28 protein-coding genes are annotated in these 23,741 nt (G+C 70.8%); 12 read left to right on the forward strand and 16 right to left on the reverse strand.

Annotation, left to right across the window (positions count from 1 at the left end; genetic code table 11):
• Positions 1–183: 183 nt before the first annotated feature.
• Positions 184–1,575, reverse strand: coding sequence for a serine/threonine-protein kinase (locus AB0M59_RS21020; RefSeq protein WP_364617327.1), 1,392 nt, complete (start codon positions 1,573–1,575; stop codon positions 184–186).
• An 80-nt stretch (positions 1,576–1,655) separates the two neighbouring features.
• Positions 1,656–2,615, reverse strand: coding sequence for an SDR family NAD(P)-dependent oxidoreductase (locus AB0M59_RS21025; RefSeq protein WP_364617328.1), 960 nt, complete (start codon positions 2,613–2,615; stop codon positions 1,656–1,658).
• Positions 2,616–2,719: 104 nt separating this feature from the next.
• Between AB0M59_RS21025 and AB0M59_RS21030 the strand changes: the two genes are divergently transcribed.
• Both AB0M59_RS21030 and AB0M59_RS21035 read left to right on the forward strand, forming a co-directional pair.
• Entirely contained in the window at positions 2,720–3,259 is a 540-nt protein-coding gene (locus AB0M59_RS21030) for a DUF6069 family protein (protein WP_364617330.1), read from the forward strand.
• Between the two features lie 17 nt (positions 3,260–3,276).
• Entirely contained in the window at positions 3,277–3,693 is a 417-nt protein-coding gene (locus AB0M59_RS21035; RefSeq protein WP_364617332.1) for a nitroreductase/quinone reductase family protein, read from the forward strand.
• A gap of 19 nt (positions 3,694–3,712) precedes the next feature.
• On the opposite strand, the gene AB0M59_RS21040 is transcribed toward AB0M59_RS21035, so the two are convergent.
• The 6 genes from AB0M59_RS21040 to AB0M59_RS21065 form a co-directional block, all read right to left on the reverse strand.
• Positions 3,713–4,516, reverse strand: a complete 804-nt coding sequence (locus AB0M59_RS21040) for an ABC transporter permease (protein WP_364617333.1) — start codon at positions 4,514–4,516, stop codon at positions 3,713–3,715.
• Entirely contained in the window at positions 4,513–5,487 is a 975-nt protein-coding gene (locus AB0M59_RS21045; protein WP_364617335.1) for an ATP-binding cassette domain-containing protein, read from the reverse strand. The genes AB0M59_RS21040 and AB0M59_RS21045 overlap by 4 nt, the downstream gene beginning before the upstream one ends.
• 82 nt (positions 5,488–5,569) lie before the next feature.
• Complete coding sequence (locus tag AB0M59_RS21050; RefSeq protein ID WP_364617337.1) at positions 5,570–6,079, reverse strand: OsmC family protein; 510 nt, start codon at positions 6,077–6,079, stop codon at positions 5,570–5,572.
• Between the two features lie 94 nt (positions 6,080–6,173).
• Positions 6,174–8,459 carry a M4 family metallopeptidase gene (locus tag AB0M59_RS21055; protein WP_364617339.1) on the reverse strand — a complete coding sequence of 762 codons (2,286 nt, stop codon included), beginning with the start codon at positions 8,457–8,459 and terminating at the stop codon, positions 6,174–6,176.
• A 319-nt stretch (positions 8,460–8,778) separates the two neighbouring features.
• The gene (msrA, locus tag AB0M59_RS21060) at positions 8,779–9,294 is read right to left on the reverse strand and encodes a peptide-methionine (S)-S-oxide reductase MsrA (protein WP_364617341.1); all 516 of its coding nucleotides are present in this window, start codon (positions 9,292–9,294) and stop codon (positions 8,779–8,781) included.
• A 91-nt stretch (positions 9,295–9,385) separates the two neighbouring features.
• Positions 9,386–9,592, reverse strand: coding sequence for a 4-oxalocrotonate tautomerase family protein (locus AB0M59_RS21065; RefSeq protein WP_364617343.1), 207 nt, complete (start codon positions 9,590–9,592; stop codon positions 9,386–9,388).
• Positions 9,593–9,707: 115 nt separating this feature from the next.
• Here AB0M59_RS21065 and AB0M59_RS21070 point away from each other — a divergent pair, with 115 nt between their 5' ends.
• Both AB0M59_RS21070 and AB0M59_RS21075 read left to right on the forward strand, forming a co-directional pair.
• On the forward strand, positions 9,708–10,391 hold the full coding sequence (locus tag AB0M59_RS21070) for a TetR/AcrR family transcriptional regulator (RefSeq protein ID WP_364617345.1): 684 nt from the start codon (positions 9,708–9,710) through the stop codon (positions 10,389–10,391).
• 120 nt (positions 10,392–10,511) lie between these two features.
• Complete coding sequence (locus AB0M59_RS21075) at positions 10,512–10,895, forward strand: STAS domain-containing protein (RefSeq protein ID WP_364617347.1); 384 nt, start codon at positions 10,512–10,514, stop codon at positions 10,893–10,895.
• 61 nt (positions 10,896–10,956) lie between these two features.
• On the opposite strand, the gene AB0M59_RS21080 is transcribed toward AB0M59_RS21075, so the two are convergent.
• Positions 10,957–11,823 carry a LysR family transcriptional regulator gene (locus AB0M59_RS21080; protein WP_364617348.1) on the reverse strand — a complete coding sequence of 289 codons (867 nt, stop codon included), beginning with the start codon at positions 11,821–11,823 and terminating at the stop codon, positions 10,957–10,959.
• An 86-nt stretch (positions 11,824–11,909) separates the two neighbouring features.
• Between AB0M59_RS21080 and AB0M59_RS21085 the strand changes: the two genes are divergently transcribed.
• The gene (locus AB0M59_RS21085) at positions 11,910–12,350 is read left to right on the forward strand and encodes a nuclear transport factor 2 family protein (protein WP_364617350.1); all 441 of its coding nucleotides are present in this window, start codon (positions 11,910–11,912) and stop codon (positions 12,348–12,350) included.
• 1 nt (position 12,351) lies between these two features.
• On the opposite strand, the gene AB0M59_RS21090 is transcribed toward AB0M59_RS21085, so the two are convergent.
• The gene (locus AB0M59_RS21090) at positions 12,352–12,657 is read right to left on the reverse strand and encodes a hypothetical protein (RefSeq protein WP_364617352.1); all 306 of its coding nucleotides are present in this window, start codon (positions 12,655–12,657) and stop codon (positions 12,352–12,354) included.
• Between the two features lie 124 nt (positions 12,658–12,781).
• Between AB0M59_RS21090 and AB0M59_RS21095 the strand changes: the two genes are divergently transcribed.
• Complete coding sequence (locus AB0M59_RS21095) at positions 12,782–13,699, forward strand: hypothetical protein (protein WP_364617354.1); 918 nt, start codon at positions 12,782–12,784, stop codon at positions 13,697–13,699.
• 72 nt (positions 13,700–13,771) lie between these two features.
• Entirely contained in the window at positions 13,772–14,209 is a 438-nt protein-coding gene (locus tag AB0M59_RS21100; protein WP_364617356.1) for a L,D-transpeptidase, read from the forward strand.
• Here the strand turns inward: AB0M59_RS21100 and AB0M59_RS21105 are convergent.
• A complete protein-coding gene (locus AB0M59_RS21105; RefSeq protein ID WP_364617357.1) occupies positions 14,164–14,649 on the reverse strand; it encodes a hypothetical protein in 486 nt (161 codons plus the stop codon). The genes AB0M59_RS21100 and AB0M59_RS21105 overlap by 46 nt on opposite strands.
• 16 nt (positions 14,650–14,665) lie before the next feature.
• Positions 14,666–15,106 (reverse strand): hypothetical protein, encoded by a 441-nt coding sequence (locus AB0M59_RS21110; RefSeq protein WP_364617359.1) that lies wholly within the window; start codon positions 15,104–15,106, stop codon positions 14,666–14,668.
• A 119-nt stretch (positions 15,107–15,225) separates the two neighbouring features.
• Here AB0M59_RS21110 and AB0M59_RS21115 point away from each other — a divergent pair, with 119 nt between their 5' ends.
• Entirely contained in the window at positions 15,226–16,587 is a 1,362-nt protein-coding gene (locus AB0M59_RS21115) for an NAD-dependent succinate-semialdehyde dehydrogenase (protein WP_364617361.1), read from the forward strand.
• Positions 16,588–16,597: 10 nt separating this feature from the next.
• On the opposite strand, the gene AB0M59_RS21120 is transcribed toward AB0M59_RS21115, so the two are convergent.
• The gene (locus AB0M59_RS21120) at positions 16,598–16,999 is read right to left on the reverse strand and encodes a hypothetical protein (RefSeq protein ID WP_364617363.1); all 402 of its coding nucleotides are present in this window, start codon (positions 16,997–16,999) and stop codon (positions 16,598–16,600) included.
• 33 nt (positions 17,000–17,032) lie between these two features.
• The gene (locus AB0M59_RS21125) at positions 17,033–18,319 is read right to left on the reverse strand and encodes an ABC transporter substrate-binding protein (RefSeq protein WP_364617365.1); all 1,287 of its coding nucleotides are present in this window, start codon (positions 18,317–18,319) and stop codon (positions 17,033–17,035) included.
• 127 nt (positions 18,320–18,446) lie between these two features.
• Here AB0M59_RS21125 and AB0M59_RS21130 point away from each other — a divergent pair, with 127 nt between their 5' ends.
• Together AB0M59_RS21130 and AB0M59_RS21135 are read left to right on the forward strand one after the other, a co-directional pair.
• Positions 18,447–19,469: a LacI family DNA-binding transcriptional regulator gene (locus tag AB0M59_RS21130; protein WP_364617366.1), complete on the forward strand. Its 1,023-nt coding sequence runs from the start codon at positions 18,447–18,449 to the stop codon at positions 19,467–19,469.
• 102 nt (positions 19,470–19,571) lie between these two features.
• Positions 19,572–19,940: a DUF742 domain-containing protein gene (locus AB0M59_RS21135; protein WP_364617368.1), complete on the forward strand. Its 369-nt coding sequence runs from the start codon at positions 19,572–19,574 to the stop codon at positions 19,938–19,940.
• On the opposite strand, the gene AB0M59_RS21140 is transcribed toward AB0M59_RS21135, so the two are convergent.
• Together AB0M59_RS21140 and AB0M59_RS21145 are read right to left on the reverse strand one after the other, a co-directional pair.
• Entirely contained in the window at positions 19,927–20,757 is an 831-nt protein-coding gene (locus AB0M59_RS21140) for an alpha/beta hydrolase (protein WP_364617370.1), read from the reverse strand. The genes AB0M59_RS21135 and AB0M59_RS21140 overlap by 14 nt on opposite strands.
• Positions 20,758–20,796: 39 nt before the next feature.
• Entirely contained in the window at positions 20,797–21,402 is a 606-nt protein-coding gene (locus AB0M59_RS21145) for a TetR/AcrR family transcriptional regulator (RefSeq protein ID WP_364617372.1), read from the reverse strand.
• A gap of 32 nt (positions 21,403–21,434) precedes the next feature.
• Here AB0M59_RS21145 and AB0M59_RS21150 point away from each other — a divergent pair, with 32 nt between their 5' ends.
• Both AB0M59_RS21150 and AB0M59_RS21155 read left to right on the forward strand, forming a co-directional pair.
• A complete protein-coding gene (locus AB0M59_RS21150) occupies positions 21,435–22,298 on the forward strand; it encodes an SDR family NAD(P)-dependent oxidoreductase (protein WP_364617374.1) in 864 nt (287 codons plus the stop codon).
• A 103-nt stretch (positions 22,299–22,401) separates the two neighbouring features.
• Positions 22,402–23,727, forward strand: a complete 1,326-nt coding sequence (locus tag AB0M59_RS21155) for a cytosine permease (RefSeq protein WP_364617376.1) — start codon at positions 22,402–22,404, stop codon at positions 23,725–23,727.
• Positions 23,728–23,741 lie beyond the last annotated feature (14 nt).

Below are 23,741 nucleotides of genomic sequence, written 5' to 3' on the forward strand. Positions count from 1 at the left end.
GGTGCCCGGGCCGGAAAGCGCCGTGCGGACACGTGGTGTGTGTCGGGACGGAGCGGGTTCCGGTTACCGGTCGTTATTGCTTCGAGTCCGAATTCGGGGAAACAATTCGAGACGGCTCACGGTCTATTACGAATGGGTTTCCGCGCTAGGGCCGTTGGGCCCGGATCGGCCCCGCCGGTGGTCCTAGTCGTGGCCCGGGCCCTTGCCTTTGCCCTTGCCGTGGGTCTCGGGCTTCGGCGGCTTGCCGGGCTTCGTGGTCTTCGGCGCGGCCTGGGTCTCGTGGGTGACGGCGGCCGGTTCGAGCTCGGCGGACTCGGTCGCGCCGGGGCCCGGCTCCGGCGTCGCGGACGCGGCGAGCGGTGCCGACGCCTGGGCGGGCGCGGGGGAGCTGGGCGCGGGCGGCTGAGCCGGGGTTTGAGTCCCGGGCTCCTGCGTGGAGAGCAGCATGGCCGAAACGGCGGCGACGGCCGCGGCGGTCAGCCCGGCGGCCGCGGTGAACCGGCGGCGCTGGGCGGGGTCGCTGGCCGGGGACAGGCCCGCGGCGGTGAGGATCTTCCGGGGACCGGTGGAGGGGGGCCGGTGCGGGGTGCGGATGTCGCGCACGGTGGGGTCGCCGGCGTCGCGCCCTCCGCGGGCGGGCGGCGCTGCCCGGTGCCAGCGCCGCAGCATCCCCGCCGCCGCGAGCCCGCGACGTCCGGTGGCCCACGGCAGCGTCGGCGCCGGCGCGTGCAGCAGCTGCCTGACCTCCACCGCCGTCGGGCGGTCGGCCGGCTCCCGCTGCGTCATCCGCCTCAACGTGTGCGCGAGCGACGGCGGCAACCCCTCGGGGACCCGCGGAGGCCGCGTCAGCCGCGCCATCGCGGCCTCGATCATCGTGCCCGGGTACTCGCGCTGTCCCGTCGCGCATTCCAGCAGGATCAGCCCGAGCGCGTACACGTCCGCCGGCGGGCCCGCCGGCTCGCCGCCGACCTGCTCGGGCGCCAGGTACGCCGCCGTGCCCGGGACCACGCCCGTGCCGGTGATGTGCGTTGTGTCGAGGGCGTGGGCGATGCCGAAGTCGCCGATCAGCGGGCCGTCCGCGGACAGGAACACGTTGGCGGGCTTGAGGTCCCGGTGGACGATCCGCCGCGCGTGCACGTGGGCCAGCGCCTCGGCGAGCCCGTCGGCCAGAGCCGTCACCTCGGCCACCGGCATCGGGCCGCTCAGCAGCCGCTCAGCGAGGTTCTCGCCCTCGACCAGCTGCATCACCAGGTACGTCCGGCCGTGGTCGGTGCCGCTGTCGAGCAACGCCACCACGCCCGGGTGGGCGATGCTGCCCTGGATGCTCATCTCGCGCAGCCGGCGGCGCTGGTCCAGGGCGACCACGTCCCGGTCGTAGATCTTGACCGCGACCTCCCGCGAGAGCCGCAGGTCGAAGGCCCGGTACACGCGGGCCGTGCCGCCGCTGCCGATCAGCCGGCCGACCTCGTAGCGCCCGGCCAGCAGCTCCGGCGGATGTTCGTCGAGCGAACGGGGATGGACGGCGAACTCGCCGATGGCGAAGCGAGCACAAGTGACGTCGTCCGCGTCGCTCATCGGCGCGTTCCCCGTTCCACCGGCGTCGTCGGCCACGGCCGCGATGTACCCGGATCGCGTGAGCGGCAAACGTCAGAAGATCACGCGAAGGCGTCCACGCCGGTGAGCTGCGCCGACAGTGTCCACAGGCGACGGGCCTCCTCGCGGTCGACGGCGTACCGGCGGACGCCCGACGCGGCCATGCCCTCGGCGTCCGGAGGGGACAGTTCGGCGACGTCGCAGTCCTCGAGGTACAGGCCGCCGAGCCCGGCCAGCTGCGGCGACGTCGCGGCCCAGACCGTGGTCGCCGCGCCCTGCTCCGGCGTCTTGAACTCCATCAGGAAGGTGCCGGCCTCGTCGATCCAGCCGCGCTCGATCATCTCCTCCTTCGGGAGGTGCCGCTGCAGGGGCGTCATGATCCCGCCGGGGTGCAGCGCGAACGCGTGGACGCCCTTCTCCGCGCCCAGCTCGTCGAGCCGGACGGCGAAGAGCACGTTGGCCGTCTTGGCCTGCCCGTAGGCGGCCCACTTGTCGTAGCCCCGGGTGAACTGGACGTCGTCCCAGCGGATGGCCGAGTTGTGGTGGCCGCGCGAGGACAGCGAAACCACGCGGGCACCGTCGGCGACGGCCGGCCACAGCCGGTTGACCAGCGCGAAGTGCCCGAGGTGGTTGGTGGCGAACTGGGCTTCCCAGCCCGGGCCGACGCGCGTTTCGGGGCAGGCCATCACGCCCGCGTTGGCGATGAGGAGGTCGATCCGCCGTCCGGTGGCCAGGAAGCGCTCGGCGAAGGCGCGGACGCTGTCGAGGTCGCCCAGGTCCAGCTCGTCGACCTCGACGTTCTCGAGGCCGTCGAGGGCTTCTTCGGCGGTCGCGCGGCGGCGGGCCGGGACGACGACGTGCGCGCCCGCGCCGATGAGCGCGCGGGTGGTTTCGAGGCCGATCCCGGAGTACCCGCCGGTCACGACGGCGAGTTTCCCGGTGAGGTCGACGCCCTCGACGGCTTCGGCGGCCGTGGTGGTGGCGCCGAAGCCCGATCCGATCTTGTGCTGTGCGGTGCTCATGCCTCGACGGTACGAGCTGGAGTGCGCTCCAGCGCAAATCGCGGACGGGGCCGAAACAGGGGACAATCGAGGGTGAGAGGCGCAGCCGACCTAGGAAGGCTCTGATGGCCGACTACTACGGGAACCAGCCCCAGGACGTCCGCCCGGGGATCGACGCGCGCAGGCTGTGGGCGGGCGGCGTGGCGACGGCGGTGATCGCGGCCCTGCTCGCGGTGGTCGGGTTGCTGATCGCGCGAGGGGTCTTCGAAGTCGAAGTCTTGGCCCCAAAAGGCGAGGGCGTCTGGGGCAACGCGAGCACCACGACGTACGCGCTGGTCGCCGCCGCGGTGGCCCTGCTCGCCACCGGGCTGATGCATTTGCTCAGCGTCGCCACGCCCGCGCCGTCGCAGTTCTTCGGCTGGATCATGGTGCTGGTGACGCTGATCGCGGTGGTCCTGCCGCTGACGCTGACCGTCGCACCGAGCGCGAAGATCGCCACGGCCGCGATCAACCTCGTCATCGGGCTCGTGATCGCCGCGGTGGTCAACAGCATGGCGGCGAGCGCCCGGACGCTGCACCGGCGCCGCAGCCAGCAGAAACCCGCGCCGCCGACGCGCCAGTACCCGCAACAGCAGCCGCCGCCGACCCGCTACTACGACCAGTGAGCGTGGACACCGCCGACGTGAGGACGACGAACCGCCGCGTGATCGAGCAGTTCCGGGCGGGCGGTGAGGTCGAGGGCATGCACCGCGAGCGGCTGGTGCTGCTGACGACGACGGGCCGGCGCTCCGGTAAGCGGCGCACGGTGCCGATGATGTACCACCGCGACGGCGAGAGACTGCTGGTCGTGGCTTCGAACATGGGGGCCGCGAAGCACCCGGGCTGGTACCTGAACCTGATCGCGGATTCCCGGGTGAAGGTGGAAGTGGACGGCGCGACATTCGACGGGGAAGCGCTGCCGCTGCTGGGGGCGGACTACGTGCGGACGTGGACGGAGCTGGAGAAGCACTATCCGTTCCTGGCTGACCACCAGGCGAAGGCCCGGAAGGCCAAGCGGGTGATCCCGATCGTGGAACTGTCCGAAGAGGACCTCGGCTGAAGTCCTCTTCGGACCGGGATCACTTGCTCGCCACCCGCCGGTACTTCGCCGTCGCCAGCGGCGCGAACACGGCGATGATCGCGACACAGCAAAGGATCGCGTACAGCGCCGCGTTCTCCGCCGGCCACCCCGAAGGCGCCGGCCCGAACCGGTTCCCGAACAGATCCCGCGTGGCGTTGATCACCGCCGTGAACGGGTTCCAGTCCGCGATCGCCTTGAGGAACGCCGGGAGCGTCTGCGTCGGGACGAACGCCGAGGAGATGAAGCTCAGCGGGAACATCCAGACCAGCCCGAGGCTCTGCGCCACCTCGACGCTGCGCGCCGCCAGGCCGATCAGCGCGCCGACCCAGGACAAGGCCCATGCGAACATCAGCATCACCAGGTAGCCGAGCAGCGCGTCCCAGAAGCTGCCGCGGATCCGCCAGCCCACGAGCAGGCCGCACGCCGACATCACGATCAGCGCCACCACGCTGACCACCAGGTCGGACGTCGTGCGCCCGAGGACCACCGCGATGCGGGACATCGGCAAGGACCGGAACCGGTCGATGATGCCCTTCTGCAGGTCGTTGGCGAAGCCGATCACCGTGAACGCCGAATTGAACGCCACCGTCTGGGCGAAGATCCCCGCGATGAGGAACTCGCGGTAGGCCGCGCCTCCCGACTCGCCGCCGATCGCGTTGCCGAAGACGTACGCGAACAGCAGCACGAACATGATCGGCTGCAGGGTCGCGGCCATCAGCCAGTCGGGGTTGCGGCGGACGTTCATCAGGTTGCGCCACGTGATGATGCCGCCGTCCGAGATGCCCTTCGCCAGCGCGTTCACTTCGCGGCCTCCTTCGAGGCGGACTCGGCGCCGTGGCCGGTCAGGGACAGGAACACGTCGTCGAGCGTCGGCCGGTGCAGGGCGACGTCCTGGACGGCGATGCCCTGCCCGTCCAGCCGGCGCAGCGCCTCGATGAGCGCTTTCGGCCCGGTGTCGACGAAGATCTCCGCGCGCCGCGTGTGGTCGTCGCCGGACGGCTCGCCGGTCCCCACCTGGCGCAGCACCTCCAGGGTGGCCGGCAGGTCCGCGACCGCGGCGACGACGAGCTCCAGCCGTTCGCCGCCGATCTGCGCCTTCAGCTCGTCGGCCGTGCCGCGCGCGATCACCCGGCCGTGGTCGATCACCACGATCGAGTCGGCGAGCTGGTCGGCCTCTTCGAGGTACTGGGTGGTCAGCAGGACAGTCGTGCCGTCCGCGACCAGCTCCTTGATCACGCCCCACGTGTCGAGGCGCCCGCCCGGGTCCAGGCCGGTGGTCGGCTCGTCGAGGACCACGACGGTCGGCTCGGCGACCAGCGCGCCGGCCAGGTCGAGACGCCGGCGCATGCCGCCCGAGTAGCCCTTCGCCGGCCGGTCGGCGGCCTCCTCGAGCGCGAACCGCGCCAGCAGCTCCCGCGCGCGCGAGCGGGCGGCGGACTTCCGCCTGCCGTAGAGCCGCCCGACCATGTAGAGGTTCTCGAACCCGGTGAGGTTCTCGTCGACGGCCGCGTACTGACCGGACAGCCCGATCCGCTGCCGCACCTCGTCGGGCTGGGCCAGGACGTCGTACCCGGCGACGCGCGCCTCGCCGGAGTCCGGCCGCAGCAGCGTCGTCAGGATGCGGACCATCGTGGTCTTCCCGGCGCCGTTCGGACCGAGCAGGCCGAGCACCCGCCCGGCCGGGATGTCGAGGTCGACGCCGTCGAGCGCGCGGGTCGATCCGTAGGTCTTGACGAGCCCGCGCACTTGGACGGCGCTGTCCGGTTCCGGCATGGCGGTTTTCCCCTCTCGGTGACCCCGCCAAGCTAGGCCACCGGCGTCCGCTTTGTCCTCCGGGTTTCTCCCGGAGGTGCGCTCAGTTCGCCGAAAGCGTGACGGCCAGCTCCGGCGGCGTCCGCAGCGTCTGGAACACGACGCAGTAGCGCTCGGTCAGCTTCTCGAGCGTGGCGAGCTGCTCTGCGGAAGCGTCGGTGTCCAGCTCGAACGACAGCCGGATCGCCCGGAAGCCCACTGGCGCGTCCTTCGCGACGGCGAGGGTGCCGCGGAAGTCCAGTTCGCCTTCGGCTCGGACGCGCCCACCGCGCACCTCGAGGCCCAGCGACGTCGCCACCGCCCGCAGCGTCACGCCGGCGCACGCGACGAGCGCTTCGAGCAGCATGTCGCCCGAGCAGGCGAGGGTGCCGTCGCCGCCGGTCGCCGGGTGCAGTCCGGCCTCGACGATCGCGCGGCCGGTCTCGACCTTGCAGGAGATCCCGAGGCCGTCGAGCTCGGCGTCGGCGTGCAACGTGACGAGCGCGCTTTCCGGCGCCTCGCGGTACTTGTCCTTCAGCGGGGCCTGGGTCGCGCGCAGTTCTTCGGTGTCCATGGGCCGATTCTGCTCCCGCGGACGGCGGAAAGCGAAAAGGCGGGGAGCCGGGAATTCCCGGTCTCCCCGCCTTTTCAGTGCGGATTCAGCGGTTTCAGCTCAGCGTCACCGCGACGTCGTCGATCACGAACGACGTCTGCAGCGAGCTGTCCTCGGTGCCGGTGAACTTCAGCGCCAGGGTGCCGCCGGCGGCCGACGAAACGTCGACCGTCTTCAGGGCGTACCCGGAAGCCTTGTTCAGGTTGGAGTAGCTGCCCAGCGTGGCGCTGCCGTTGGTGACGGTCAGCTTGTCGTAGGCGGTGGTGGTGGTCGTCTCCGCCGTGTCGATGTGCAGGTAGAACGTCAGGCTGGCGTGGCAGCCGGCCGGGATGCTCACCGACTGCGCGACGGACTCCGTGTGGGTGGAGCCGTAGCCGTCGAGGTAGGCGGAGTAGGTGCCGCCGTGCGCGGCCTCACCCGAGGACGCCCACTGGCCGATGGCGCCGGTGGTGCCGGTCCAGTTCGCCGCGCCCGACTCGTAGCCGCCGTTGACGATCTTCTGGCCGGAGCAGCCGGTGGTGGTGCCGACGGTCCAGCTGAACGACGCCGTGCCGGTCTTGTTGGCCGCGTCCTTCGCCGTCACCGTGACGTTCGAGGTGCCCGCGGTGGTCGCGGTGCCCGAGATCGTGCCGGTGGAGGCGTTGATCGACAGGCCGGCCGGCAGGCCGGTGGCGGTCCAGGAGTACGGCGAGGTGCCGCCCGAGGCCGACAGCGGCAGGTTCACCGCGGTGCCGGTGACGGTCGACTGGTTGCCCGGGTTGGACACCGTGACGGTGCCGGTCGCCGAGCAGGTCGGGTCGGCCGACTGCGCCGGCACGCTGATCGCGTCCCACGCCGCCTTGACGGTGTTGAACTCGGTGCAGCTGCCCGGGAACAGGTTCTTCGCCGCGGTCAGGGTCCAGGTGCGGTACTTCAGGTACGAGCTGCCGGAGGTCTTGAGCAGCATCGCGTTGTAGAAGATCTTCACCGCGTTCTGGACACCGATGCCGGTGACCGACGAGCTGTTGCACGTCGTGCTGGTCGGCTGCCCGTTGGTCGGGTTGGTGCCTTCGGCCAGCAGGTAGAACCAGTGGTTGCCGGGGCCGGCGGCCGCGTGGACCTCACCGTTGGGGACGGAGCTGTCGTAGCAGTTCTTGTCGCCCAGCGCCGACGGGTTGTACATGTTGCGGATCGGGCCGGAGCCGACGAGGTTCACCGACTCGCCGACGAGGAAGTCCGGCACGTCGCCGCCCGAGGGCTCGTTCGCGAACCACTCGGTGGAGGCGCCGAAGACGTCCGCGACGAACTCCTGCGTGCCCGAGCCGGAGATCCCGCCCGGGGTGTGGTCGTCGATGCCGTGGCCGTGCTCGTGCGCGACGACGTCGATCGAACCGATCCACTGGTTCTGCGTGTTGTGGCCGATCTGGACCTGGGTGCCGTCGTAGTAGGCGTTCTCGTCGTTCAGGCCGACGCGGATCGGCCAGCCGCCGCCGCTGCCGTCGAAACCGTTGCGGCCCAGCCACTGCGAGAGCATCTTGTTCTCGGTCTGGGCGGCGAACAGCGCGTCGACGCAGCCGGTTTCGCGGCTGGTCGCGTTGCCGTTGCCCCAGGCGTCGTCCGGCCCGCTGAAGGTGGTGTTGTTGGCCGCGTCCTGGCAGGACGTGTTGGTGATGGCCGGGTCCTTCAGCGTGTACGTGCTGCCCGAGTGGGTGGTGTCGAGGTGCACCGGGTTCGGGCGGTTGTACGCGCTGGTGCCGTCGCCGTTCATGACGTGCTCTTGGGTCTTGAGCACCTTGCCGGTGGCGGCGTCGACGATGACGTCGAGCCGGCTCGGGCCTTCGGCGTCGCGGCCGACGACGGTGCTCTTCCAGGCCAGCGTCGGCGCGCCGAGCGCGTAGACGACCTGCTGGGCGGGGCTCACGCTGTCCACGGCGGACAGCTGCTGCCGCGCGGTCGCCTCGGCCGCGGCCTTCGTCACCTTCCCGGTGGTCGTGGCGAGGTTGATGGTCTGGTCCTGTGCGACGGAGGTGCCGAGCACCTGGCCCGTCGAGTCGGTCGCCACGACGAAGTCGCCGCCGACCACGGGCAGGCCCTTGTAGCTGCGCTCGTAGGGGATGTACTGGAGGCCGTTCGTCGAGGAAATCGCTTTCTGGGCCTGGAAAACGTCGTCCGCACTGGCGTGCAGCGCGGCGGGCCTGCTCGCCACGAGACCGGCGGCCGCGGTCGCGGCCTGGGCCACGGCGCTCGGTGCGGCGTCCGGAGTGGCGTTCGGGGTGGGTTGCGCCTGTGCGGTACCGGTGATGCAGAGCGCGCCGACGAGTACGCCGGTTGCTGCCAAGACGACTGGACGTCTCAGTTCCATCGAGGGATCTCCTCCGGGCAGGGTGAACCAGACCCGGGTTCGAGACCGGGTCCGATCAAGGGGACGAGAGGTGGTGCTGTGGAACGAAAATCAGAATCCGGTGCCGGAGGCTCGTGAACAAGCGACTAACGTACGGTCTTATCTACCGGGAGCAATACTTCCCAAACAGGACATTCAACACTATTGGGATTCGATCGCCTGACTGTCCACTCAGGACGCGAAGCGGATCACCGCCGTTCGGGTGATCTTTCCCGCGTCCGAAATGACGAAGGCCCCTCCGCCGGGAATCGGCGAAGGGGCCTTTGGTGATACGAGTGTGTCAGGCGGTCTTCTCGCGCTTCGGAAGCTTCCAGCCCGGGCGCACGAAGTGGCAGGTGTACCCGTTCGGAATGCGCTGCAGGTAGTCCTGGTGCTCCGGCTCGGCCTCCCAGAAGTCGCCCACCGGGCTGACTTCGGTGACGACCTTGCCCGGCCACAGCCCGGACGCGTCGACATCGGCGATCGTGTCTTCGGCGACGCGCTTCTGCTCGTCGTTTTCGAAGTAGATCGCCGAGCGGTAGCTCAGGCCGATGTCGTTGCCCTGACGGTCCTTGGTGGTCGGGTCGTGCACCTGGAAGAAGAACTCGAGCAGGTCGCGGAACGTGGTCTGCGCGGGGTCGTAGACCACCTCGATGGCCTCGGCGTGCGTGCCGTGGTTGCGGTAGGTGGCGTTCGGGACGTCGCCGCCGCTGTAACCGACCCGGGTCGAGATCACCCCGGGCTGACGGCGGAACAGCTCCTGCATGCCCCAGAAGCAGCCGCCGGCCAGGACGGCCCTTTCGGTTGACGTGCTCACGGCGTCACTCCTTCTCCTCGTCTGGTGCTGCCACCTGTACAACTTCGGCGGTCAGGAGATGATTCCACGAGAGGATTACGGAAGCCTGACGTCACCCGGCCTGCAGCTTCGCGAGGGTGAGCACGTCGCCGCCGATGCCCCAGCCGCCGTCGGCGACCTCCTCGACCAGCACCATCGTGTTCGCGCGGGCGCGGTCGCCGTAGATCTCGGCGTACAGGTCGGTGGTGCGGGTGACGATCAGCTCCTTCTGCTCCGGGGTGAGGGTGCCGGCGGGGACCTTGAAGTTGGCGAACGGCATGGTGGTGTCCTTAGTATCGATGTTGTCGTGGTTGTGTAAACGACGCTAACACAGTAGGCGAACCGATGCTACCTTCTGCTTGATATCGATGATATCCGCTGGTAGCGTCGTTGTCGTGGATGTGAGAACGCGGATTCTGGAGGCTGCTGCCGACCTGCTGGCGCATTCGGCCGAGGCCGACTTCTCCACGCGGGCGGTCTGCGAGGCCGCCGGTGTCGGCGCGCCGGCGCTCTACCGCCAGTTCGGTGACAAGGAGGGCCTGCTCGCCGCCGTCGTCGACCGCGGGTTCGAGAAGTACCTCGCCGGCAAGCGGGCCGCGAAGCCGTCCGGCGACCCGGTGCGCGACCTGCGCGACGGCTGGGACAACCACGTCGCCTTCGCGCTCGACAACCCCAACCACTACCGCCTGATGTACTCGGGCCTGTCGACCCCGCCGGGGGCGGCCGCCGAGGCGCACAGCCTGCTGCTCGCGGTCCTGGAGCGGTGCGCGGCCGCCGGACGGCTGAAGCTGCCGCCGCCGCTCGCCGCGCAGATGGTCATGGCGGCCAACGCCGGTGTCGCGCTGTCGATGATCACCCGGCCGGAGCTCTACCCGGATCCCGGGTTTTCCGTCCGCGTGCGGGAAAGCGTGCTCGCCGGCGTGCTGGCCGGGGCACCGCCGGAGCCCGACGACGTCGCGGTGACGGCGACGACGCTCGCCGCCCAGCTGCCGGAGACGGCGCCGGGAGACCTGACGGCCGCCGAGGTGACGTTGTTGCGGGAGTGGCTGGCGCGGTTGAGCGTCCACAGTGGACGTTGAGCCGGACGGCCGCGGCGGTTGAGCCGTCCGCGCGGCGTTCGCCATCCGCGCGGCCAAGGCGGCGCCGCGGTGGGACGATGGGCCTGGGCCGGCCCCGATCCGGTCCTGGGGAGGCGCGCGATGCGCGACCGGAAAGAAACCGTCTCGGAGCGGACCAGCGGTGTGCTGGTCGTCGAAATCCGCGGCGAGCTGGACATCGGCACCGTGGTGCGGTGGACGACGCTGATCGAAGCCGCCATCTGCGAACTGCCGGGGCCGCACCTGCTGGTGCTCGACCTGACGGCGCTGGAGTTCCTGTCGGCGCGCGGGGCCCACGGGCTGCTCGAGGCGGTCGAGAGCTGCCGGGACCGCGGCATAGCCGGCTGCTTGATCGTCACGCCCGGGAGCGTGGCCGACCGGGTGGTGCGGCTGACGGGGCTCGCCGGCCTGGTACGGGTGTTCCCGAACCGGCTGACGGCGATCGCCGCGTGCCAGCCGGTGGAAATGCGGTGGCTGCCGGGCTGAAGGCCACCTTCATCGCATGTGACGCGAGGAAAGATCCCTTCAGACCATCCGCCGTCGCTCGTCAGGCCGGTTCGCGGACCAGGTCGGCCGCGGCTTCGGCGAAGGCGCGCACCCGGGCCGTCGCGGAACCGTCCCGCCAGACGAGGCCCCACTCGAGCCGGGGCGCGCCGTCGAGCGGGACGTACGCGACGTCCGGCCGCGGGTAGTAGCGCCGGATGTGGGCGCCGACCGGCAGCACGCCCTCACCCGCGCCGGCCAGCGTGAGCAGCTCCTGCAGCCCGGCGCGCGGCCGCGAAATCGCACCGGGCGCGTGGTCGTCCAGCCACGGGTCGGGCAGCGCGCAGCGCAGCACCGTGACCCGCGCCAGGTCCGCGACCGGTACCGCGTCCCGCCGCGCGAACGGATGGCCCGCCGCCATGGCGAGGAAGCGCTTCTCCCGCACCAATACCGGGCCGGTGACCAGGTCGGGGCCGTCGAGCGGGAGCCCGGCCAGCACGACGTCGACCTCGCCCTCGCGCAGCCACGGCAGGACCTCGGCCGGGCGCACCTCGCGGAACTCGACCTCGCAGCCGGGCGCCCGCCGCCGGAACAGCTCGGCCACCCCGGCCAGCAGCTGCCCGCCCGCGGCGTCGCCGAACGCGACGCACAGCGTGCCGGTGACCCCGCGGCCGGCCTCGACCGCCCGGTCCAGGGCCGCGCCGACCGCCGACCACGCCGGCCCGAGGTCGGCGAGGAGCTGCCGCCCGACCGGCGTCAGCTCGACGCGGCGGCTGGTCCGGGTGAACAGCGGCGCGCCGATCCGCCGTTCCAGCTTCCGGATCGTCTGGCTGACCTGGGCGGTCGAGACGCGCAGCCGGTCCGCGGTGCGGCCGAAGTGCAGCTCTTCGGCCAGCGCCAGGAACGACTCGACCTCGCGCGTCTCCGCCATTCCCGGCCCCCATCATTCACTCCTGCTTCACGATCGTGGCACAGAAGCGCGTTGATCGGCGTCGCGGGTGTGGCGACGCTGGAAGCATGAACGACCACATCGAGATCGTCGACGCCCTGTACCGCTTCGGCCTCGGCCAGGACCTCAAGGACCGCGCGCTGTTCGCGTCGTCGTTCGCCGCCGACGCGGAGCTGGACTTCCGGCCGGCGGCCGCGCGCTGGGGTGCGGAGCCGCCGCTGATGACGGGCCGGGACGCGATCGTCGACACGATCCTCGCGCTGTTCGAGGGCCGCGTCGACACGACGCACCAAGTGACCAACCCGCGCGTCACGGTGGACGGCGACACCGCGCGGCTGACGGCCCTGGTCGAGGCCCAGCACCTGCTGAGCGACGACCACGGCAGGCACGCGCTGCTGAAGAACCGCTACGACGTCGCGCTGGTCCGCGACGGCGACCGCTGGGTCATGCGCCGGGTGCGGATCGAAAACGCTTGGTACACCGGCGATCCCGTGGCCATCTTCGGCTGAGCTACTCGCCGCGCATCGAGCGGCGGATCGCGGCCAGCCGGTCCTGGGCGGCCTGGTCGCGGTCGGCGATCTTCTTGTCGAGCGCTTCGGTGGTGTTCTCCGTACCCAGCCCGGCGACGTCCTGGGCCCCCAGCGACGTCGTGTAGCGGTTCTCGATCTTGTCGCGGACGAAGTCGAAGCTGGGCACGCCGCCCTCGCTGTAGTCCGGGTCCGGGAGCGGCGGCGAGGGGATCGCCAGCGCGGCGGTCGGTGTCTCGTCGACGATCTCGCCTTCGACGACGTTCGGGTCGTCCTGGGGTTTCTCCATGCCCCGACTTTAGCGTCGGAGTGGGCACTCCCACCGGTACCGCAGTGGGTAATTCGGCCGTGTGCCGGGATCGTCCGGTGCGGAATTCTCGACGCGCAGAGCCGGAATCCGGAGGGAGCAGACCATGAGTGCCGGGGCCTACCGCGCCGAAACCACCGAAATGGGGACGGTCGCCAGGGCGGTCGAAGAAGTCGGGTCGTCCTTCCTGTCGACCACCCGCGACCTGGAAGGCCTGGTGCTGGACGCGATGTCGTTCGCCGGCATCGGCAGCGGGGTCGCCGCCGCGAACTCGGCGTTGCACTCTTCGCTGGGCAGCGCGCTGCAGAAGTTCCTGAGCCTGATCACGAACGTCAACCAGAACGTCCAGACGGCCGCGAACGGCTACAACGCGGCCGACACCGACGTCGCGCAAGCCTATGGCGGTGGCCGGAACGCGGCCCAGGGCGGCGGGGGAGCGGCGGCCGCGGCGGCACCGCCGCAGCTCGACGCACGGGTCGTCGACTCGATCATGCGCTCCGAAGGCGCGACGGGGGAGCAGGGCGGCGTGCCGGAGGCGTACGGCTTCCGGCAGAACATGCACAACGGCTACGACCGGATCATCGCCGCGCGCGAGCAGTACGGCATCGGCAGCGCGGAGGAACGCGCCGTCGTCTCGGACCTGATGACCGCGAACGCGCGCACCGCGGGCGCGCTCAACTTCACCGATCCCGGCACGCAGGCCGCGGTCATGTCCGGCGCGCACATGCGCGGGGCCGGCGGCGTGCGCGCGATCCTCAACCACATGGCGGGCGACGACATCGTCCGGAGCTCGGGCACGATCAGCGACGCGGCGGTCCAGCACGCGCAGGGCCTCACGCCCGAGCAGTTCCAGCAGGAGTTTCACGACGCGCGCATCGAGTACGACCGGCAGATCTACGGCGACACGACCACGCGCCAAGGCGGTCACACGGCGAACTGGTGGGACCGCTACGGCAACGGGCTGACCCAGCGCTACGACCGCGAACAGAACGAGTTCCTCGGGCTGTCCCAGCCGCGGAACTGATCTTCGCTGATTCGAAGATCCGAGAACTGGGCATCCTACACCGCGTAGCCGAACGACGACGGGAGGCACGCGATGAACCGGAGGATGATCGCACTACTGGGCGGGGTCGCCGCGATGGCGGGGACCTTGGCTTTCGCGGGAACGGCCGAAGCGGCGTCGACGCCGTGCAGTGCCGAAGCGAAGGCCTGCGTCCAGCGCAGTTCGAATACGGCGTGGCTGACGGACGGCGCCGGGAACGTCACCTACGGCGGCGTCCCGATCACCGTCGGGCTCGCGAAGTACCCGACGCCGGTCGGGATGTTCCACGTGCAGTACAAGGACATCGACCACTACAGCAAGCAGTACAACGGGCCGATGCCGTACTCGGTGTTCTTCACGACCACCGGCGTGGCGTTCCACCAGGGCAGCCTGAAGGTGAAGTCCCACGGGTGCGTGCACCTTTCGCACGCGGCCGCGGTGACGTTCTACAACTCGCTGCACCCGGGTGACGTCGTCCAGGTCGTGCCCTGATCCGTCCCCTGTGGACGGTCGAGGAGCGCGCCGGTGACGGCGCCGAACACCAGGTGGTCCAGGACCTGCGGGGCGCGGGGAAGCGCCCGCACGGCCGGGTAGGCCCGGCCGGCTACGCCCAGGTCCAGTGCCGCGATCACGAGCCCGGCCGCCGCGCCCCGGAGCAGTCCGAGGCGGTGGCGGCGGGCGATCGCGGCGAGGACGCCGGTCCAGGCGGCCGAGACGACGACGTGCGCGATCAGTCCGGCGGCGACGCTGGGCCGGTCGCGCAGGCCGGGGAGCAGGGTGCCGGCGGCGCGGGTCGCGGCGAGCAGGTCACGGCCGGTGAGGAGAGCGTGGGCGGTCGACGGTATACCGCTGACTATCGCCGCGACGGCCCCGGCGCGGAAAGCCCGGCGCGCCGATGCCGTGAACGACTCGTTCACCTCGCCGGACGACATGAACGACTCTTTCCTGTCATCCGGCGGCCAGGTAGGCGGCCACCCGGATCCGCAATCCCCGGACGTGCGGAAGCGTGATCGTGAATTCTTCCGTGGGCCGGTATCCCGGCCACGGGTCACCATGCGTACACGGGCCTGCGAAGTAAACGAAGCCGTCTTCGTCGTCATAACGGCCTGCTGACCAGCGCGTGGCGTCGCCCGCCCGGCGGTCCTGGCACTCGGCTCGCGCCAGCCAGTACGCCTCGTGCTTCATCACGCGCTTGAGCTGCCCGGCGAGGGCCGGGAGCTCGTCTTCGGGCAGACCGAGACCGCGGCCGCCCCATACCCGCGGGGCGCGTTCGTACGTGCGCCCGGGGCAGCCGAACGTGACCGCGCCACCTGCGTAGCGACGGGTCCATTGACCGGTTTCCCTTGCCAGGGCGGAGAAAGAGGATCCGCCGGTGATCTCCAGCGTCATGGGGAAACGATAGTCGATCACGCGCCGACGGGTACCGCCGCGCGGGTGTCGATTGGTGATCCCATGGTGTATACAGTATGCAGTAGGCTCAGTTGGCTGCCTGGGCAGAGGAGACCGCCATGTATTCCGTCACCAACCCCGCCACCGGTGAACTCGTGGAGGAGATCCCGAACTCGACCGACGACGAGGTCCGCGCCGCGATCGGCCGCGTCCACGGCGGGTTCGCGGCCTGGCGCGCCCGGCCGGTCGCCGAGCGGGCCGAGATCGTGCTGCGCGCGGCGGACCTGTTCGCCGAACGGGCCGACGAGCTGGCCGCGATCATGACCCTCGAGATGGGGAAGCGGATCAACGAAGGCCGGGGCGAGGTCGGCGTCGTCGTCGACATCTTCCGGTACTACGGCGACCGCGGCCCGGACCTGCTGGCCGACGAGCCCCTCCCGATCCGCGGCGGCGAAGCCGTGCTGACGAAGGAGCCGATCGGGGCACTGCTCGGCGTCATGCCGTGGAACTTCCCGGCCTACCAGGTCGCCCGGTTCGTCGCGCCGAACCTGGTGCTGGGCAACACGATCCTGCTCAAGCACGCGTCGATCTGCCCACGCTCGGCGGCGGCCATCGAGAGCGTGCTGCGGGACGCCGGCGTGCCCGACGACGCGTACGTGAACGTGTTCGCCTCGAGCCGGCAGGTCCCGTGGATGCTCGCCGACCCGCGCCTGGTCGGCGTCTCGCTGACCGGCAGCGAGCAGGCCGGCATCTCCGTCGCGGCCGAAGCCGGGCGGAACCTCAAGAAGTGCGTCCTGGAGCTGGGCGGGTCCGACCCGCTGATCGTGCTGGACACCGACGACCTGGACGAGACGGTCAAGGTCACCGCGACCGCGCGGATGCGCAACTGCGGCCAGTCGTGCAACGCGCCCAAGCGGATGATCGTGCTGGGCGAGCTCTACGACGAGTTCGTGGACCGGCTGGCCAAGCGCGTCGCGGAGTACTACGTGCCGGGCGACCCGGCCGACCCGGCGACGACGCTGCCGCCCCTGGCCTCGATCGCGGCGGCGGACGAGGTGGCGGCCCAGGTCGAGACGGCGATCCGCGAAGGCGCGACCCTGCGCGCAGGCGGCCGCCGAGTCCCCGGCCCGGGCGCGTACCTGGAGGCAACGGTCCTCACCGACGTGACCCCGGAGATGGCGGCGTACCACGAGGAGATCTTCGGCCCGGTGGTGCTGCTGTTCCGCGCGGAGACGGAGGACGAGGCGATCGCCCTGGCCAACGACACGCCGTTCGGCCTGGGCGCGAGCGTGTTCGGCACAGACCGCGAACGGGCGACGCGCGTGGCCCGCCGCATCGAGGCGGGCATGGTCTACCTGAACAAGTCCGGTGGGTCCGAGGCGGATCTGCCGTTCGGCGGGATCAAGCGGTCGGGCATTGGGCGGGAGCTGGGGCCGCTGGGGATTGAGGAGTTCATGAACAAGAAGCCGATCCGCCTCTGACCTGCAAGGCTCAGCCGGGCGGTAGTTCGGTCCGCAGGGACCGGGCGACCTCGCGGTCGATCTCCGCCTGCTCTCGTTCCGATCGGGCCGTCGACGCGACCAGGCGGGCCTTCGCCCGGTCCACCTCGGCGCCGGCTCCGTCGAGGGATTCGTGGTCGATCTCCGCGAGGGTGACCTCGAAGTTCGGGGGAATCCCTGGCGACGACTCGAACCGGGCTTCGTGGAACTTGATTCGCTTTTCGCGTTTGTCCGCCACGGTTTCGCGGAGTTCGGCACGTTCGTCGCGTTCGTCGGCACGGCGGTCGCGGTCGTCCGCCTGGCTGTCGCGTTTGTCGGCCCGGTCGTCGCGTTCGTCGGCGACGCGGGCGCGCTCGGTCTGCTGGTCCCGCTCGGTTTCGCCTATGCCGTCCACGATACGGCCCGCGGTGGCCCGCCGCCCGGTCGGTCAGGGGATGATGCCCCGCGAGTTCAGCGCGTCCGTCAGGCGTTCGCGCAGTTCGCTCGCCGTCGCCTGGACGTCGATCTCCGCCGGTGGGGAGAGCACCTTCGAGATCACCGTCGACAGGTTCTGGTACGCCGGGGTGAGCGGGCGGACCGCCGCGTCCGTCAGGGCCGCCTGGATGTCGCCCTTCATCGGGTACTGGTCCGCCATCGTCGGATTTTCCTTGGGGTCCGCCGGTTTCGCCGGGTCCAGGGGCGCGTTGTCGCGGTAGATCGACGCGATGCTCGGCGGGATGCCGTCGACCAGGGCCTGGTACTTCTGCGAAGTCGCGTTCCGCAGGCACAGCGCCGCTTCGAACGCCTCCGGCTTGTGCTGCGAATACGTGGAGACCGCCAGGTTGAACCCGCCGATCGTGACGCGGCTGGCCTGCCCTGGCTGCACCGAGGGGTACCGCGTCCACTTGAAGTGCGCCAGATCCTGCGGCTTTTCCTTGGCGTAGGAGGCGTACACGAACGGCCAGTTCAGCTCGGTCGCCGCCTGGCCGCGCTGGAACGCCTGACGGATGTCGTCCTCCTTCTGGTTCGTCAGCGACGGGTCCGTGATGCCCGCCGTCGTGAGCTTCTTCAGCAGCTCCAACGCGCGCACGGCGCCGTCGTCCATCACCACGGACTTGCCGTCGTCGGAGAGGATGTGCCCGCCCGCGGAGGCGACCAGCGTGTTGTAGAAGACGACCAGCCCTTCGTACTGCGCGCCGGTGAACACGACCTGGTACGGCTTTCCGGCGGCCTTCAGCTGTTGCGCCTGCGTCATGAGCTCGTCGAACGTCTTCGGCGGCGACGGGGTGATCCGGTCGTCGTACCAGAGCAGCTGGACGTTGGTGTTCTTGGTTGCGCCGTAAAGCTTTCCGTTCCACTTGGCGGTGGCCAGCGGTCCGGGCAGCACGTCCTGCGTGGCCGCCGCCGCGCTCGCGCCGGTCCATTCCTCGGCCCAGCCCGCTTCGGCGAACTCCGGGACCCACGTGACGTCGAGGCCGAGCACGTCCAGCGAGGAGTCGCCCGCGGCGAGCCGGCGGACCATCTGCTCGCGCTGGCCGTCCGCGCCGCGGGGCAGCTTGTTGTAGACGATCTTGTAGCGGCCCGCGGCCTCCTGCGTGCACCGGTCGACCACCGTCTGCAGGTGGTCCTCCGGCGAGATGTACAGGTTGATCGTCAGCCCGCCGGCCGAGGAACACGCGCTGAGCGCGGTGGCGGCCATCAAGGCCGCGCCGGTGGCGGAGAGGAGCTGGCGCATGGCGGCCTCCTTGCCGGACGGGCCACGCTCTTGCAAGCGCTTGCATCGATGATTAGCCTTGATCAAGGCCAGTGTCAATGGCAGAAACTCGGATGGTTGCAAGCGCTTGCAACGAATGGGGCAGGAGATGCCGGAGAAGCTCGACGACGTCGCGCGGCTGGCGGGCGTCTCGGCGGCCACCGTGTCGCGGGCCCTGCGCGGGCTGCCCGGCGTCGCCGACCGCACGCGGACGCGGGTGGTCGCGGCCGCCGCGGAGCTCGGGTACGCCATCTCGCCCGCCGCGTCGAGCCTGGCCACCGGCCGGACGGGAACGGTCGGCGTGATCGTGCCCTACGTCGACCGCTGGTACTTCTCACGCCTCATCTCCGGCGTCGAGCGGGTGCTCCGCGACGCCGGGATCAGCCTGCTGCTCTACAACCTCGGCGACGACCCGGGCCGCGGCCGGTTCTTCGCCGGTCTCCCGCTGCGCCGCCGGGTCGACGCGGTGCTCGTGCTTTCCCTGCCCCTCACGGAGGTCGAACGCGAGCTGCTGCTGGGTCTCGACGTCCCGCTCGTCACGATCGGCACCGAAGAACCCGGCGGGGACTCCATCGGGATCGACGACCACGGCGCCGCGGTCACCGCGATGCGCCACCTCGTCCAGCTGGGCCACCGCGAGATCGCGTTCATCGGCGAGAGTGACCCGATCCCGCTCGGGTTCACGACCCCGCTGCGGCGGCTGGCGGCGTACCGCGAGGTCTACCACGCGCTGTGCCGCGAGGACGGCCGCGAGCCGGAAGCCGGGTTCGAGACCGGCGGCGGGTTCACGGTCGCGGGCGGGGAACGCGCGATGGGCGCTCTCCTCGGCTTGCCCCGCCGGCCGACCGCGGTGTTCGCCGCGTCGGACGAAATGGCGTTCGGGGCGCTGCGGACGCTGCGCCGGGCCGGGCTGCGGGTACCGGAGGACGTCTCGGTGCTCGGGTTCGACAATCACGACCTCGCCGACCTGCTCGAGCTGAGCACCGTCGCGCAGCCCGTGCCCGAGCTCGGCGAGCGGGCCGGGCGGCTCCTCCTGGCGAGATTGTCCGGGGGAAAAATCGCGACATCACCGTCGATTCTCGGGACACAACTAGTCCTTCGGGGCAGTACCGCACCGATGACGGGCCGCTGACCTGCTTTTTTTCCGGCGTTGCTCTGTTCGGTCGATTGCGGCCTACTCGATCTTTAGGTCAAATAATCGCCGACAAGGATTAATCGCCGTGAGGAGCTGGCTGTGCACTGGGGGTCCGTGCTCGAAGAAGGCGGGGCGGGGATGGTCCGCCCGTACTTCCGCACCCATGGCCGAACGCGCCCGACCCGGGACCTCCCGATCGAGACGCTCGTGTCGATCACCCAGCGGGGGCGGGCGGTGGTGCGCGGGAGCACGACCGAGGAGTCGGAGATCTGCGCGCTGCTCCGGACATCGCAGTCGGTCGCCGAGGTCGCGGCGCGGCGGCGGATCCCACTGGGGGTGGCGCGGGTCCTGCTGTCCGATCTGGCGGACCGGGGGATCGTCGCCGTGCACACCGCCCGGAGGGGGTCGGGTAACCGGCCGAGCCTCGAACTGATGGAACGCATCCTCCACGGCCTCAGCCGGCTGTGAACTCCCCGACCAGCCGCGCGAACTCGGCCGGCTGGTCCAGCGGGATCAGCGTGTAACTGTCGTCCACCTCGACGAGCTTTCCCTTCGGCAGCAACGCCGCCAGCCGTTCACCGTGCTCCGGCGGCATCACGCGGTCCTCGCGCGCCCAGACCAGCAGCACCGGCCGGTCGAACGACGGCAGCCGCTCGGCGACGTCCAGCAGGATCCCCGGCGACGCGGCCGCCGCGCGCAGGACGCGGACGGTGTCGCGACGGATTCCCGCCTGGCTCAGCAACGGCCGGATCCAGCGGGCGGACACCGCGTCGCCGCGCTTCGTCAGCCACCCGAACGCGATCGGCAGCCGGCGCACCGCGCGCAGCCGCATCTGCTGCATGAACACCCCGAACAACCCCGGCGACAGCTTCCCGGTCAGGAACAGCGTCTTGCCGGTGAGTCCCGGCGGGAAGTTGTCGAACGCGTCGCACGAGGCCAGCACCACGCGGCTCACCCGGGACTCGCCCGCCACCATCAGCAGCTGCACCAGCGCGCCACCCGTGTCGACGCCGACGAGCGTCACGTCCCGCAGGTCGAGGCGCTCGAGGAATTCGGCCAGCAAGGCGGCGATCCCGGGCATCGACAGATCGGCGTCGGAGCGCATCGGGTGCCGGTGTGCGCCCAGCGGCAGGGTCGGGACGACGCACCGGTGGCCGGTCAGCCCGGCGACCGGGCCGTCCCACAGCGTCCCGTCCATCAGCAGGCCGTGGACGAAGACGACGACCGGGCCCGGCCCGCCCGTGTCGGTGTAGTCGACGGTTCCCGCAGTCAGCTCGATCCGCATGCCCGAAGTGAACCACGTGGTTCGCAAACTGTCGAGACGTCAGGAAGCCGCTTCCTCCCGTTCGACCGCCCGCAGCAGCGCCTCGAACCCGGCGGCCGCGCCGTCGCCGTCTTGGCTGGTCAGCAGGTCCACGAGGAAGCCTCGCAGCGTCGCGAGGATCATCGACGCGACCTCGAACTTCCGCTGCTCCGGCCAGTCCGGCGGGCAGAACGACAGCAGGGTCGGCAGGTACTGCTGGGACGCGCCGCGCCCGAGCGCCGCGTACCGGCCGGGGTCGTACATCGCCAGGCCCATCGCCTGGTCGAGGACCCGCCGCAGCTCCGACTCCTCGTCGCGCAGGCTCACCCAGGCGGCGCGAACCCGGTCGGCCAGCGACGACGACGAGGCGGCGACCGCGGTCAGCGCGTTGCCGATCCGCCGCTCACGCAACGAAAAGACCACTTGGCGGAGCAGGTCTTCGGCGCTTTCGAAGTGGTAGAGCAGCACCTTGTGCGTGGTGCCGGCCGACCTCGCCGCGCGCCGCAGCGAGAAGTCGACGAGACCGTTCTCGGCGACGTCGTCGGTGATCCTCGCCAGCAGTTCCCGGCGTCGTGTCTCGCCGCGGGCCGAGCCGGCCGACCGCCGGTAGCCGGTAGCGTTCTCCATGCGGGACAGCTTGACACGGGGAGGGGACGTCCATGCGGGTGCTGGTGACCGGGGGCAACGCCGGGATCGGCTATTTCGCCGCCGAGCAGCTGGCTTCGGCGGGCGCGGAGGTGGTGATCGGCAGCCGGGACCCGGCGAAGGCCGCGATCGCGGCCACGGCGATCCGCTCGCGGGTGTCCGGCGCGCACGTCACGCACGTCCGGCTCGACCTCGCCGACCTGGCCTCACTCGAAGGGGTGGACTCCGGCGAGCTCGACGCCGTCGTCTGCAACGCCGGGGTCATGCTCGACGCGCCACCGCGACGGGAGACCGCGGCCGGCCACGAGCTGATGTTCGGCACCAACCACCTCGGTCACTTCGCGCTGGTCGCCCGGCTGATGCCGCGACTGGCACCGGACGCGCGCATCGTCACCACCGGCAGCTTCGCGGCGAAGTCGTCGAGCCTCGACTTCGCCGACCTCCAGAGCGAACGCGACTACCAGCCGAAGCGCGCTTACGAACGGTCGAAGCTGGCCCAGATGCTCTTCGCCTTCGAGCTCGACAGGCGGCTGCGCGAGGCCGGTTCGAAGCGGCTGAGCGTGGTGGCCCACCCCGGCGGCGCACTCGACTCGCTGACGCCGTCACGCCCGCCGGTGCACGTCCGCACCGCCGGCCAGTGGCTGCGCGGCTTGCCCGCCCGCGCGCTCCTGCAGGGCAAGGACGCCGGCGCACGCCCCGCCGTCCGCGCGGTGCTCGGCCCGGACGTCACCGGCGGGCAGCTGTGGGGCCCGCGCGTGTTCGGCCTGCGCGGGCGCCCCCGCCTCGAAGAGCGCTGGAAGAACCTGACCGACGACGCGGCCGCCGGGCGCCTGTGGGCGGAAAGTGTCACGCTGACCGGAGTGGATCCGCTGGGCTGAGTGCACAGCTCTGACGCTGGGACTGTGCACATCGCACGGTGACGCCGCCGGGACCGCTGCTTACGGTGCGAGGAACCAATCCCCGTCCCCTTAGGAGGTCGGCGTGGCCTCACCAGTCGGTGTCGATGACTATGCCCTCACCAGAGTGCCGGACCACGCCCGGTATTCGTGGTGGTCGGTCGCCGTCCAGCGGTTCGGCCAGGTGTCCGCCCTGTCCCAGTTCCTGCTCGGAGCCACCGTCGGCTTCGGGATGAGCTTCTGGACCGCGGTCCTGGCCTTCACCCTCGGCTCGGTCATCCTGGAGCTCATCACGATCCTCGTCGGCGTCATCGGCGTCCGCGAAGGTCTGTCCACGTCCATGATCGCCCGCTGGACCGGCTTCGGCCGCGGCGGCTCGGCGCTCATCGGGCTCGCCATCGGGATCAGCCTCATCGGCTGGTTCGGCATCCAGTCCGCGGTTTCCGCACAGGGCCTCGTCGCGCTCATCGGCGGCCTGCCGGAGTGGGGCTGGGCGCTCGTGTTCGGCCTGATCGTCACCGCGATCGTGGTGCGCGGCTTCCACTCCATGGCCTGGACGGCGTACCTGACCGTGCCGGCGTTCCTCGTCCTGGTCGGCTGGTCGGTCATCTCCGAGCTGACCCGCCACGACTTCGGCACGCTCGTCTCCTCGGCCCCGCCCGGACCGTCGCTGAGCCTGCTGCAGGGCACCACGCTGGTGGCCGGCGGGTTCATCGTCGGCGCCGTCATCACCCCGGACATGACCCGCTTCAACCGCACCACCGCCGACGTCGTCAAGCAGACGCTCGTCGGGATCACGCTCGGCGAGTACGTCATCGGCCTGTCCGGCGTCCTGCTCGCGCACGCCGTCGGCAGCGCCGGGATCACCACCATCGTGACGTCGTCGGTCGGCTGGATCGGGCTGCTGATCGTCATCGCCGGCACGATGAAGATCAACGACTGGAACCTGTACTCCTCCGGTCTGGGGGTCGTGAACTTCATCGGCACGGTGTCCGGTCGCAAGGCCCACCGCGGGCTCGTCACGGCCGTGCTCGGCGTGGCCGGCAGCCTGCTCGCCGCGGCCGGGATCCTGGCGAAGTTCACCGACTTCCTCACCGTGCTGGGCGTCGCGTTCCCGCCGATCGCCGGGATCATGGTCGCCGAGTACTTCGTGGTGAAGAAGTGGCGCGGTGACCTGGAATCCGCCCGCGCTCGCGGCACCGTGCCCGACGACGCGCCCGTGTGGGTGCCCGCGACGCTCGTCGTCTGGGTCGCTGCCGCGCTCTTCGGCGAGTTCGTCGAGTGGGGCCTGCCGAGCATCAACTCGCTCGTCGTGGCCTTCGTCCTGTACGTCGTCGCCGGGAAGCTCGGCCTGGTGCGGGGGATCGGCAGCAGCCGGACCGCCGACGCCGAGCCCGCTCCCGCCGTCTGAGATCAAAGGAGAAC

This window comes from Amycolatopsis sp. NPDC051371, assembly GCF_040682155.1.
Lineage (GTDB): Bacteria > Actinomycetota > Actinomycetes > Mycobacteriales > Pseudonocardiaceae > Amycolatopsis.

Coding starts and splice junctions, on each gene's coding strand:
- AB0M59_RS21020 (WP_364617327.1), bottom strand. CDS start 1,575: ATGAGCGACGCGGACGACGTCACTTGTGCTCGCTTCGCCATCGGCGAG.
- AB0M59_RS21025 (WP_364617328.1), bottom strand. CDS start 2,615: ATGAGCACCGCACAGCACAAGATCGGATCGGGCTTCGGCGCCACCACC.
- AB0M59_RS21030 (WP_364617330.1), top strand. CDS start 2,720: ATGGCCGACTACTACGGGAACCAGCCCCAGGACGTCCGCCCGGGGATC.
- AB0M59_RS21045 (WP_364617335.1), bottom strand. CDS start 5,487: ATGCCGGAACCGGACAGCGCCGTCCAAGTGCGCGGGCTCGTCAAGACC.
- AB0M59_RS21050 (WP_364617337.1), bottom strand. CDS start 6,079: ATGGACACCGAAGAACTGCGCGCGACCCAGGCCCCGCTGAAGGACAAG.
- AB0M59_RS21055 (WP_364617339.1), bottom strand. CDS start 8,459: ATGGAACTGAGACGTCCAGTCGTCTTGGCAGCAACCGGCGTACTCGTC.
- AB0M59_RS21065 (WP_364617343.1), bottom strand. CDS start 9,592: ATGCCGTTCGCCAACTTCAAGGTCCCCGCCGGCACCCTCACCCCGGAG.
- AB0M59_RS21075 (WP_364617347.1), top strand. CDS start 10,512: ATGCGCGACCGGAAAGAAACCGTCTCGGAGCGGACCAGCGGTGTGCTG.
- AB0M59_RS21080 (WP_364617348.1), bottom strand. CDS start 11,823: ATGGCGGAGACGCGCGAGGTCGAGTCGTTCCTGGCGCTGGCCGAAGAG.
- AB0M59_RS21085 (WP_364617350.1), top strand. CDS start 11,910: ATGAACGACCACATCGAGATCGTCGACGCCCTGTACCGCTTCGGCCTC.
- AB0M59_RS21090 (WP_364617352.1), bottom strand. CDS start 12,657: ATGGAGAAACCCCAGGACGACCCGAACGTCGTCGAAGGCGAGATCGTC.
- AB0M59_RS21095 (WP_364617354.1), top strand. CDS start 12,782: ATGAGTGCCGGGGCCTACCGCGCCGAAACCACCGAAATGGGGACGGTC.
- AB0M59_RS21100 (WP_364617356.1), top strand. CDS start 13,772: ATGAACCGGAGGATGATCGCACTACTGGGCGGGGTCGCCGCGATGGCG.
- AB0M59_RS21105 (WP_364617357.1), bottom strand. CDS start 14,649: ATGTCGTCCGGCGAGGTGAACGAGTCGTTCACGGCATCGGCGCGCCGG.
- AB0M59_RS21110 (WP_364617359.1), bottom strand. CDS start 15,106: ATGACGCTGGAGATCACCGGCGGATCCTCTTTCTCCGCCCTGGCAAGG.
- AB0M59_RS21115 (WP_364617361.1), top strand. CDS start 15,226: ATGTATTCCGTCACCAACCCCGCCACCGGTGAACTCGTGGAGGAGATC.
- AB0M59_RS21125 (WP_364617365.1), bottom strand. CDS start 18,319: ATGCGCCAGCTCCTCTCCGCCACCGGCGCGGCCTTGATGGCCGCCACC.
- AB0M59_RS21130 (WP_364617366.1), top strand. CDS start 18,447: ATGCCGGAGAAGCTCGACGACGTCGCGCGGCTGGCGGGCGTCTCGGCG.
- AB0M59_RS21140 (WP_364617370.1), bottom strand. CDS start 20,757: ATGCGGATCGAGCTGACTGCGGGAACCGTCGACTACACCGACACGGGC.
- AB0M59_RS21145 (WP_364617372.1), bottom strand. CDS start 21,402: ATGGAGAACGCTACCGGCTACCGGCGGTCGGCCGGCTCGGCCCGCGGC.
- AB0M59_RS21150 (WP_364617374.1), top strand. CDS start 21,435: ATGCGGGTGCTGGTGACCGGGGGCAACGCCGGGATCGGCTATTTCGCC.